Source organism: Bradyrhizobium diversitatis (assembly GCF_016031635.1).
GTDB lineage: Bacteria > Pseudomonadota > Alphaproteobacteria > Rhizobiales > Xanthobacteraceae > Bradyrhizobium > Bradyrhizobium diversitatis.
Genome location: NZ_JACEGD010000024.1, coordinates 63,457 through 72,788, shown reverse-complemented (window position 1 = coordinate 72,788; position 9,332 = coordinate 63,457). Strand labels below are relative to the sequence as shown.

Annotated in this window: 13 protein-coding genes; 8 read left to right on the top strand and 5 right to left on the bottom strand. The window is 63.6% G+C overall.

Translation table 11 applies throughout. The features are described 5' to 3' along the window. Nucleotides 1-24 precede the first annotated feature (24 nt). The 4 genes from H1B27_RS25455 to H1B27_RS25440 all read left to right on the top strand — a co-directional run bounded on the left by H1B27_RS25455 (nucleotide 25) and on the right by H1B27_RS25440 (nucleotide 1,979). On the top strand, nucleotides 25-240 hold the full coding sequence (locus H1B27_RS25455) for a DUF4160 domain-containing protein (RefSeq protein ID WP_246515699.1): 216 nt from the start codon (nucleotides 25-27) through the stop codon (nucleotides 238-240). Between the two features lie 9 nt (nucleotides 241-249). Then, on the top strand, nucleotides 250-498 hold the full coding sequence (locus tag H1B27_RS25450; protein ID WP_061876581.1) for a DUF2442 domain-containing protein: 249 nt from the start codon (nucleotides 250-252) through the stop codon (nucleotides 496-498). 211 nt (nucleotides 499-709) lie between these two features. Then, the gene (locus H1B27_RS25445; RefSeq protein WP_197967931.1) at nucleotides 710-1,225 is read left to right on the top strand and encodes a ParB N-terminal domain-containing protein; all 516 of its coding nucleotides are present in this window, start codon (nucleotides 710-712) and stop codon (nucleotides 1,223-1,225) included. Between the two features lie 109 nt (nucleotides 1,226-1,334). Further along, a complete protein-coding gene (locus H1B27_RS25440) occupies nucleotides 1,335-1,979 on the top strand; it encodes a phasin family protein (protein WP_197967930.1) in 645 nt (214 codons plus the stop codon). Between the two features lie 107 nt (nucleotides 1,980-2,086). Here H1B27_RS25440 and H1B27_RS25435 read toward each other — a convergent pair whose 3' ends face one another. Further along, nucleotides 2,087-2,374, bottom strand: a complete 288-nt coding sequence (locus H1B27_RS25435) for a hypothetical protein (protein WP_197967929.1) — start codon at nucleotides 2,372-2,374, stop codon at nucleotides 2,087-2,089. Between the two features lie 339 nt (nucleotides 2,375-2,713). Here H1B27_RS25435 and H1B27_RS25430 point away from each other — a divergent pair, with 339 nt between their 5' ends. Continuing rightward, nucleotides 2,714-2,944: a hypothetical protein gene (locus tag H1B27_RS25430; RefSeq protein ID WP_061876578.1), complete on the top strand. Its 231-nt coding sequence runs from the start codon at nucleotides 2,714-2,716 to the stop codon at nucleotides 2,942-2,944. A 417-nt stretch (nucleotides 2,945-3,361) separates the two neighbouring features. On the opposite strand, the gene H1B27_RS25425 is transcribed toward H1B27_RS25430, so the two are convergent. Continuing rightward, a complete protein-coding gene (locus H1B27_RS25425; protein ID WP_025575662.1) occupies nucleotides 3,362-3,628 on the bottom strand; it encodes a DUF2312 domain-containing protein in 267 nt (88 codons plus the stop codon). Nucleotides 3,629-3,905: 277 nt separating this feature from the next. Between H1B27_RS25425 and H1B27_RS25420 the strand changes: the two genes are divergently transcribed. The 3 genes from H1B27_RS25420 (at nucleotide 3,906) to H1B27_RS25410 (ending at nucleotide 7,410) form a co-directional block, all read left to right on the top strand. Continuing rightward, complete coding sequence (locus H1B27_RS25420; RefSeq protein WP_197967928.1) at nucleotides 3,906-5,108, top strand: calcium-binding protein; 1,203 nt, start codon at nucleotides 3,906-3,908, stop codon at nucleotides 5,106-5,108. 81 nt (nucleotides 5,109-5,189) lie between these two features. Continuing rightward, a complete protein-coding gene (locus H1B27_RS25415; RefSeq protein ID WP_197967927.1) occupies nucleotides 5,190-6,395 on the top strand; it encodes a calcium-binding protein in 1,206 nt (401 codons plus the stop codon). Nucleotides 6,396-6,612: 217 nt separating this feature from the next. Further along, nucleotides 6,613-7,410, top strand: coding sequence for a transglycosylase SLT domain-containing protein (locus H1B27_RS25410; RefSeq protein WP_197967926.1), 798 nt, complete (start codon nucleotides 6,613-6,615; stop codon nucleotides 7,408-7,410). 106 nt (nucleotides 7,411-7,516) lie between these two features. On the opposite strand, the gene H1B27_RS25405 is transcribed toward H1B27_RS25410, so the two are convergent. The 3 genes from H1B27_RS25405 to H1B27_RS25395 all read right to left on the bottom strand — a co-directional run bounded on the left by H1B27_RS25405 (nucleotide 7,517) and on the right by H1B27_RS25395 (nucleotide 9,309). Beyond that, nucleotides 7,517-7,792, bottom strand: coding sequence for a hypothetical protein (locus H1B27_RS25405; protein WP_061876575.1), 276 nt, complete (start codon nucleotides 7,790-7,792; stop codon nucleotides 7,517-7,519). Between the two features lie 162 nt (nucleotides 7,793-7,954). Further along, nucleotides 7,955-8,491, bottom strand: a complete 537-nt coding sequence (locus H1B27_RS25400; protein ID WP_197967925.1) for a helix-turn-helix domain-containing protein — start codon at nucleotides 8,489-8,491, stop codon at nucleotides 7,955-7,957. Between the two features lie 158 nt (nucleotides 8,492-8,649). After that, nucleotides 8,650-9,309: a cell envelope biogenesis protein TolA gene (locus tag H1B27_RS25395; RefSeq protein ID WP_197967924.1), complete on the bottom strand. Its 660-nt coding sequence runs from the start codon at nucleotides 9,307-9,309 to the stop codon at nucleotides 8,650-8,652. Nucleotides 9,310-9,332: the final 23 nt, after the last annotated feature.

Here is a 9,332-nt window from a genome sequence, read left to right as displayed (position 1 = left end):
AGCGCAAGCCGCCTGGAGGCATCGATGCCGGTTGCATTACGCCAGGGCGGCTTGCGCTACTACTTCTTCTCGAACGAGGGGCAGCCGCCCGAGCCGGCGCATATTCACGTCAAGGGCGGCGGCCGGGATGCCAAGATCTGGCTCGAACCGGCCGTATCGATCGCCGATAGTTATGGCTTCAATCCGCGGGAACTTTCGAATATCCTGGCGTCGTCGAGGACAACCGCGATCTTCTCCTGAAGGCTTGGCATGACCATTTCGGCAACTAGCGTTCGCTTTGACGAACACACGATGTGGGTCGAACTGTCGGACGGCCGGACGCTCGGAATTCCGTTGGCGTGGTTTCCACGCCTGCTGCACGCAACGCCTGACGAGCGCGACCGAGTCGAGCTGAGCCGCGTCGGGCTGCATTGGGAAGCGCTCGACGAGGATATCTCCATCGCTGGCCTGCTTGCGGGACGTGGGGATGTTACGCGATCGACGGAGCACGCGGCGTAGGCCGAGCGCCGCGCCGAACGGGAAACGGTGACAGTGCACTAAATTCGTTCGCTATCGCCGAATTTGGGCTACTTCGGCCGACTTTCGCGTGCGCCCCCGATTAAGTGCACACCGCATTCCTCCGAATTGCCCTTGCGGTCGAGCCCTTCCCTCCTAAACTCCACCCAACCGGCATGGGTTCCGACGGGCCCGGTAGAAGCGGAGTCAGATTATGCCCAAACCGGAAAGCTTCCCGATCGAGAAGATCTTCGTTCCCACGAAGCAGAAGAAGGCCATCAAGCCCGAGACCGTCGCGGAGATCGCGGAAAGTATTCTGGAGATCGGACAACAGGCCCCCATTTCCGTTCGGCCCGACGGAGACCGCCTCGTTCTGGTCGAGGGACTGCATCGGCTCGAAGCCTGCAAGGCGCTCGGCGAGACGACCATTCTCGGTGTCCTGGTCCCGGCCGAGCTCGCTCAACACAGGCCGCAGCTCGCCGACCGACCCGAAGTCGAGGCAGAGCGCATCAAGATGGCGCGATTGAAACAGTTGCGCCTGGAGAAGGAAGCCGCGGAGGCATCGTCGGCTGCCGCGCAGCGCGTCATCGCAACGCAAGCGCCGCGCACCGGTCCGACGAACGGCCTCCGCGACGCTCCGAAGGTATCAGCGGGTCGGATTGCGAAATCGAAGCCCAAATCATTGTCGGACTGGATCACCCAGCAAAAGGGCAGCGGCGGCCGCTATTGATTGTCGGCGCCAGAATTTCGATGCCGGTGCGCCACGGCAATCCCGCAGCGATCAGGATCGGCGACTTCTTGCCGGATGCATCAAACATGCAGCGGCAAAATCTCACCACATGGCCGCCACGCAAGCGACAGCCCACAATCGCGATTTCAGCGCAAACGCGACGGAGGCTCGCGGCTTCATCGATATTCGGGAGCCATTTGCAATGTTGAGTGCGGTGGACAACAAGCCGACGGGAAAATCCGGCCGGCGCGGCGGTAAGAAGAAGTCGGGACAACGGACCGGGGCCGGCGAGCAACGCGCAAGTGCAGCGCATCTATTGTCGGATGCCTCGGCGGAGAACAGGCAAGATTCCGAGCAAAAGCCGGGCCGAGAGATCAGTGGGGAGATACCTTCGGCTGCAGCCTTGCCGGACGAGTCGCCCGGGATGGAGATCGCTGCAAGCCCGCCCGTCGCGCCGGTCGAACCCTTCCAGGCCAGCACGCAGGCAATTGCCGACGCCTATAGCGACTACATCAGGACGTCGCTCGAGCAAGCCTGGAGCTTTCTGGGAAAGCTCGCGGCGGCGCGTTCACCCGTCGAGGCGTTTGAGCTTCAGATGGCGTACGCGAAGCAGGCGAGCGATTCGTTTGTCGCCGAATCCCAGAAGATCACCGAGTTGCATGAACAATTGACCAGACAAAGGGTCATGCATTTTGAGGGGTTCGTGGCCAGGCTCACCCAGACGACGCTCGAAATCCGCGCGATGCGTCACTGACGGCAGTTCCGCGCGCCGGGATGAACGAGGTGGGTTACGCCACGCGAACTGCGCTTTGCGCCGTCGCGGAGCTAACCCACCTTACGCGCTTGAGGACCGCCTGGAGTTCAGTACCCTGACTTCGAGCCGGTGGTCGGCCTCGTGCTCGCGCCGGTGGTCTGTCCTGTGGTTTGTCCTGGAGCGTAGCTCGAGGCACCGGGGCCGGTGCTCTTCGAGGACTTGGCGTGCTTCTTCTTATGCCCAGGAGCATAGCTGGAAGCGCCCGGCTCGCCCTTTTTGGAACCTATTTGCTGCATCTCATGACCTGGCGTCTTGCTCGATACACCCTGAGCAAACACGGCTGGGGCTGTAGCCATGACAACGGCAGCCGAAAGCGCAATGATCATTGCTTTCATGACGTCTTCCTCCCAAGAGCCCCGCAATGCAACGAATGGACCCAACGCCCCGTTCCTCTCGAACGAATTTTCATGAATGTGGGATCTCCCACCAGCGAGAGCCGGCAGGAATGAGCCAACGGTCGGCCCCCAGGATGTGAGGCATAGAGCGGCTTATCCACCGTAGCTCGGCGAGCGAGCGCGGAAGTGATACCCATCGACTGCTGCGCCGAAAGTGAAGGGTCTTGCAAGGCCCCAACCCATCCCGCGGCGCTTGAGTAGCGGAACTTATTCGTCCGCTGTTGCTTTGAAATGTACTGCCTCCGTTACGGGTGGGCAGTGACAAGTTGAGAGGCGAAAATGTTCCTGACGGGACTTGGCGCGCTGCTCATCTTTGGTGGACTCCTGTACATGCTGCGCGCCACGATTTGGCGGGGGCCCCTTAGCGGTCGGGATTCCTCTCGACCGGTTCGCGGCACGCTGGAGCCGCCTCGCCGCGGCCTGGGATTTCTTGGGATCGCATCGAACTGGCCGGGAATCGTTCTGATGGCCGCCGGTGCCGTGCTGATGGCGTCGGGCGCGAACTTTTAGCCCGTAGGGCGAGTTACGCTGTGCCGCAAGCAACACCGATCACGACTGTTCGATCAGGATCGGTGAACCGATGATTACGGTAACAGCTCGTAGGATGGGCAGAGCCCTTGCGAAACCGATCATTCCTCGACGACTATTGATGGGTTCTCGCTTTCGCTCTAACCATCCTACGAGCCACTGCCGTTCCGACGAAGACACCCTTTGCGCCGTCATTCCGGGGCGCGCCCGCTTGGGCGCGAGCCCGAAAATCCATCGGGCGGCACGACGAGTGGCGCAATGGATTCCGGGCTCGCGCTTCGCGCGCCCCGGAATGACGGTGGGTTCTGCTGCGCTCCACTTCTTCGTGGTTGCCACCGCATGACGGCCGCAATCCCAGCGATCGCGGCCATCTCTCCCTCACCGATCAACCCAATGCTCTCACGCCGCCTTCGCCTGCTCCGGCGAGGCCGTTTCCATCGCCCGCATGTAGAGGTCGAGCAGGCTTTCGCGCTCGTCGCGCTCGTTCTTGTCTTCCTTGCGCAGCTTGATGATCTCCTTGAGGATCTTCACGTCGAAGCCCTCGCCCTTCGCTTCCGCGAAGACTTCCTTCTTCTGCTCGCTCAACTCCTGCATTTCGCTGTCGAGGTTCTCGATCCGCTCGACGAAGGAACGGATCTTGCCGCCGGGAATGGTGATGTCGGACATGGTGCCTCTTTGCTGACTGAGGTCGTGAAAATGACCGCAAAGAAATGACCAATGTGTTAACCCTCGTCGTCTTCACGGGACGCGCAAACTTGCCGTGGCGATCTCGACGAACGCCGCCGCGGTTCCATGCACGCCACCAAACTCTCTCCCGAATTCCTACAAATCTCTGCCATCTACCAAAGGTAGATTTCTCCCCTGAAGCGTGGTCAACAACGCGACTTGCAAGAAACTCTGCAGGCGTCAGGCCCGCTTCCGACAATGAAATGGGAGCTACGCCATGCAGCATCTGCCGAACGACACCATCGACGTCACCCTCGACCAGTTTGGTCAGATCGAGACCGTCTACGGAGACCCCGGCTTTCCCGCAGCCAGGGACGTCTGGGGCGGCAACGATACCGTGACGGCCACCGTCACTGAGCTCAATACGCGCCTGACGATCTTCGGCGATGACCACACGATGCTGCTTGGTCACTCGAAAGGCGGCAATGACACGCTCATCGCCGACATCGGCGGCGGCTGGAACACCGGCCTCGTGGTCGGCGACACCCAATCGATGATCGACGACGCCAGGGGCGGCAACGACACCATCGTCGCGGATGCCCATGGCACGGTCTACACCACTGTCTCGGCCTTCGGCGATGTCGCGGGCGACATGTCGGGCAATGCGCAGGGCGGCAATGACGACATCACCGGCTCGATCGGGTGGCGCGGTGGCGCCAACCTGTTCGCGGGCGATGCCGGCGGCTCCATGATCGATACCTCGCACGGCGGCAACGATACGCTCGATGTCAGCGTGCTCACCATCGACGGCGCGGCGACGGTCAGTGGCGATGCCATCGGCGACCTGCGCGGCCTTGCGCAAGGCGGCAACGACAGTTTGACCGTCACGCTGAACGGCGACAGCCCCATATCCGGCGCATCCCTATCGGGGGATTCGTCGACGTCCCTGATGGATTTTGCCCAGGGCGGCGACGATGTCCTCACCGTCCAGATCGACGGCCAGTACGCGGATGCCGCCTCGTCGCTGTTCGGCGACGCGCCGATCATGGCGGGTCATTCCCAGGGCGGCAACGATATCCTGAACGGCGGCGCCGGCCGGGACTTCATGTATGGCGATGCGCGGACCTATGAACCCGCATCGCCCGGCTCGATCACCGGCGGCATCGACACGCTGAACGGCGGAGCCGGCGACGACCAGTTGTGGGGCGGAGGGAACAGCGACCTATTCGTCTTCAACACCGGTTCCGGCAACGACACGATCAACGACTTCGATCAGGGCAACAAGGCCGTCGGCAGCACCGCGGTGGAGCACGATCTGATCGACGTACACGACTATGGATTTGCCGACTGGGCGGCACTGTCGAGCCTGATCAGCGACAACACCGCCGGCGATGCCGTGATCCACCTGTCGGCCAATGATGCGATCACGCTGGACGGCGTCAAGGCGGCGAACCTGCATCCGACCGACTTCATCATCTGAGGAACTGAATCGAAAAGCCGCGATGTCGCTCCGTGGCGCATGGGGCGACATCGGAGATTGCAACGAAATGGGAGTTACGCCATGCAATATCTGCCAAACGACACCATCGACGTCCTGCTCGACCAGTTTGGTCAAATCGAAACCCTCTACGGCGATCCGAATTTCCCGACCGCCACGGATGCCTGGGGCGGCAACGACACCGTGACGGTCACCGTCACCCAGCCTGAAGTGGACGTCACGATCTTCGGCGAGGACGACTCGACGCTGCATGGCCACTCCCACGGCGGCAACGACACCCTGACCGTGACTGGCAGCTACGGCTGGAATGCCTTCCTCGTGGTCGGCGACGCCGGGGCGATGACCGACGACGCCAGGGGCGGCAACGACACGATCAGTGTCGGGGCCGACTCGCTTTACACCGACGTGCATGTTTTCGGGGATGTCGCCGGCGACATGTCCGGCAATTCGCACGGCGGCAGCGACACCATCACGAGCGCGGTGGGCTGGCGAAGCTACGACCACGTGTACGCCGGCGATGCCGGTGGTTCCATGACCGGCACGGCGCAGGGCGGCAATGACACGCTCGCAATCGATGTGGACACCCTACAGGGCTTTGCGACAGCCAGCGGCGATGCCATCGGCTCCATCGGCGGCGATGCGCATGGCGGCAATGACAACATCACCTTCACCTTAGGCACCGAGGTCGTCATGACCGGCGGATTTGGCTACGGAGATTCGGTGACCTCGCTGACCGACAATGCCCGAGGGGGAGATGACATTCTCACGCTCGAGTTCGATGGCATCGACACCATCCAGTTTGCGCACCCGGAGCTCTACGGCGATGCGCGGACCATGTCCGGCAATGCCCAGGGCGGTAACGATATCCTCACCGGCGGGGCAACTTACGATCACCTCTATGGCGATGCCGCGAGCTATGCCCCAGCCACGCCGGGCTCGATCACCGGCGGCAGGGATATCCTCAACGGCGGCGCCGGCGATGACCAGCTTTCTGGCGGCGGCAACAGCGACACCTTCGTCTTCAACACCGGCTCCGGCAACGATCTCATCACCGACTTCGATCAGGGCAACAAGGCGGTCGGCTGCACCGTGACCGAGCACGACCTGATCAACGTGCAGGATTACGGGTTTGCGGACTGGGCGGCGTTGTCGAAACTGATCAGCGACAACACCGCTGGCGATGCCGTGATTCATCTCTCGGCGAACGACACCATCACGCTCGACGGCGTCCAGGCGGCGAGCTTGCACGCGACCGACTTCCTGATCTGAGCGAGTTGGTCCAAGTAACCGTCTCGCTCCGCCTGCAGCGGGGCGGGACGCGGGCTACACCTTCGCCGCCCCGCAAATCCCCTCAACCCGGGACGTTCGCATAAGGGAAGCGGATTGCCTGCGGAAGCCGCTCTCAAATGCGGGATCTGCGGCCCGCTTCACGTGGTAGACAGCGCCAACCAGGTCCACAGTCTCCGCGATTGCGCGCTCACAGCCCATGCCAACCAAAAGCAAGAGCCTCCTCTCCCGCCTTCGCAGCGTCCGGCGGAGCGCTCGGTGGGTTCGAAGGAGGTTCGCGCGCGCACCGCGGACGGTCAGGATCGGAGGCAGCGTGGCGGTGATACTTGTGACCCTCGCGCTTCTGAACATCGCCTATCAGTTGATCCGCAAGCCGACCGAGCTGTTCGTCCTCATCGGCAACGCCCTCGACAAGGAGCCGGCGGAGACCTGGGCGAGCTACGGTCCGCTGTTCCGGAACGCCTCCACCGCAACGATCACGCCGGAATTGCTGGCCGCGCTGGCGCAGGTCGAGAGTTCAGGCAATCCGGTGGCGCGCACCTATTGGCGCTGGCGATGGAGCTTCAATCCACTTGCGATCTACCGGCCCGCCTCCAGCGCCGTCGGCCTGTTCCAGATGACCGACCCGGCCTTCGCGGAGGCCGCGCGGTTCTGCGTTCGCGGCAACGCGGTTACGCAGACCGGCTGCGGCTTCACCAGCTTCTACATCCGCGCGGTCCCGAGCCACGCCATCGAGCTGGCCTCGGTGTATCTCGACCGCCAAATGGCGCTGGTTCTCTCCCTCGCGGGCGATATCAAGGCAAACGCGACGCAGAAGCAGGATCTGGCCGCCTTCATCCATCTCTGCGGTGCAGGCCCCGCCACGGCCTATGCGCGCCGCAAGTTTCAAATGCTCGCCGGCGAGCGCTGCGGCGATCACCTCGTCGCGGCCTATCTCGCTAGGGTCAACGCGATGAAGCGGCAGTTTCTGCGGCTTGCGGCGGAGGACAGCGGTTAGCCGTAGCCCGGATGAGCGAAGCGACATCCGGGGACTTCCGTTGCCGAATCACCCCCGGATATCGCTTCGCTCATCCGGGCTACGAGACCACGCGCGTGGCCCGGCTCTACCACCAATACGGCCAGCGCCATCCCTCGTAGCGAACATAGGACGGCACCAGCGGCGGACCGTAGGGATCGACCTTGTCGTCCTCGGGACGATAGCGATAGCGCGGAACGATGTTGTAGTCCCACGGCGTCGGCCGCAGCACCGGCGCCGTGACGATCAGCCGCTCCTGCGGTGCGCGAACCACTTGCTTCCGCGGCTTTGCGTCGGCAGCCGATGTTGCGAGGCTCAGCACCAGGGCCGTTCCGAGCGCATAGGCGACGGTCATCTTTGTCATGCGTTGGTCTCCTTCTCAGCGAGAGTGCAAAAGGATGCCGGGCAAGGCAAGCAAATTTCGCGCGAGTTTTTCTGCGGCCATCCTTCGAGACGCCCGCTTTTGAACGGCATTTCAGCGCGCGCAATGCGAACGGACCGAGACCGGGCGACGGACCGTGACGCCCTACGCCGCATCCACCTCCTCCGGCGCCGGGCCCGCCACGAGCCCGTCGAGGCCGACCATCAAGAGATCGGCGATGTGCATCAGCTGGTACAGTGGAATGTCTACCTCGCCCTGCTCGGCCTGCACCACGAACGCCGGCGTCACGCTGAGGCGCTCGGCGAGCTGGGCTTGCGTGTAGCCGCGCTTTTCGCGCGCCGCCTTGACGCGCGCGCCGATGCCGAGGCGGTGCCGGGCCTGTTCCCCCGCGGTCATCATGGCGGCCTGCTCGTCCACGCTGGCATAGCCGTCCGCAAACGCGCTGCCGATCAGCCGCTCCTTGCGCCAGGCAACGCGGCAGGCCTTGCGGAGGCCGCTCGCGAAAACCAGCGTGAACGCTTCGGCGACCCATAGCGAGGAGTTGAGTTGCAGTCGCGCGCCGGTGCCGGAGACGTCGCGAATCGTACAGGGCACGCTGACGGTGCTGCCGGTGCCGTTGTCGAATTCGACGATGCCGGTGCGCAAGGTGTGATGCCTGACTGCGGCGCGATGATCGCTCATGACAGATCCCGTGATCGTGCGGCGGCGTCGCACGGCGTGTCCGACGCATCCGCAATCACAGCGAGGATACCGCAGAACTTTGGCGCAACTCCTAAACGTCCGGCGGTTCGGCCGGGACTGGATGGCGTGGTAAAGGAATCCCTCCCGGCCTGCGCAAGCTACTCCCGCGCCCGGCGCAGCGCCTGCTCCAGCTTCATCCGCTGCTTGTCCCAGCGGTCCTGCTCGGCCTCGGCGCGTTCGTCGAGCACGGTCCGCTCGGCTTCGATCTCCTCCGCCCGCGCCTCGTGCTCCCGCCTCGCTTTGTCAAACGCCGCCTGCGCTGTCGCGACAGCCTTCTCCCGGCGCGCGCGTTCCCTGGCGCGGGCGGCCTCCTCTTTCCTTCGCTCGGCTTCGCGCCGCCGTTCCTCCTTCTCGAATGCCGCCGCAGCCTTGCGCGCCGCCTGATCGTCGATCTTGCGGGACGGTTTCCTTGCGGTCCTGGCCGTGCGCTTCCTGGATTTGCTCTTGGGCGACCTCTTGGGCTTGCGTTCGGACTTGCCCTCGCCGAGATCGGTCGGCAGCTCCGCACTCTCGGTGAACGGGCCGTCCGAGCCGACCGGACGTCTGAGCACGACACCCGGCTTCGCCATGGTCGCCGCGACGATGTCGGGGTCGTCGGTCTCCTTCGCCGCGCCCTGATGGAACAGGTTGGAGCTGGCGCCCCAGGCCTGCAGCGCTGCCTTCATCGAGGGCGCGGCGATCGCCTGATCGTAGAACCCGAGCGAGGTCTGGTAGGTCTTCAGCTTCCTCGTCGATTTGCTTTTCGCCTGCTTTGGCATGCCGCCCCGATTCTGGCTTCGCT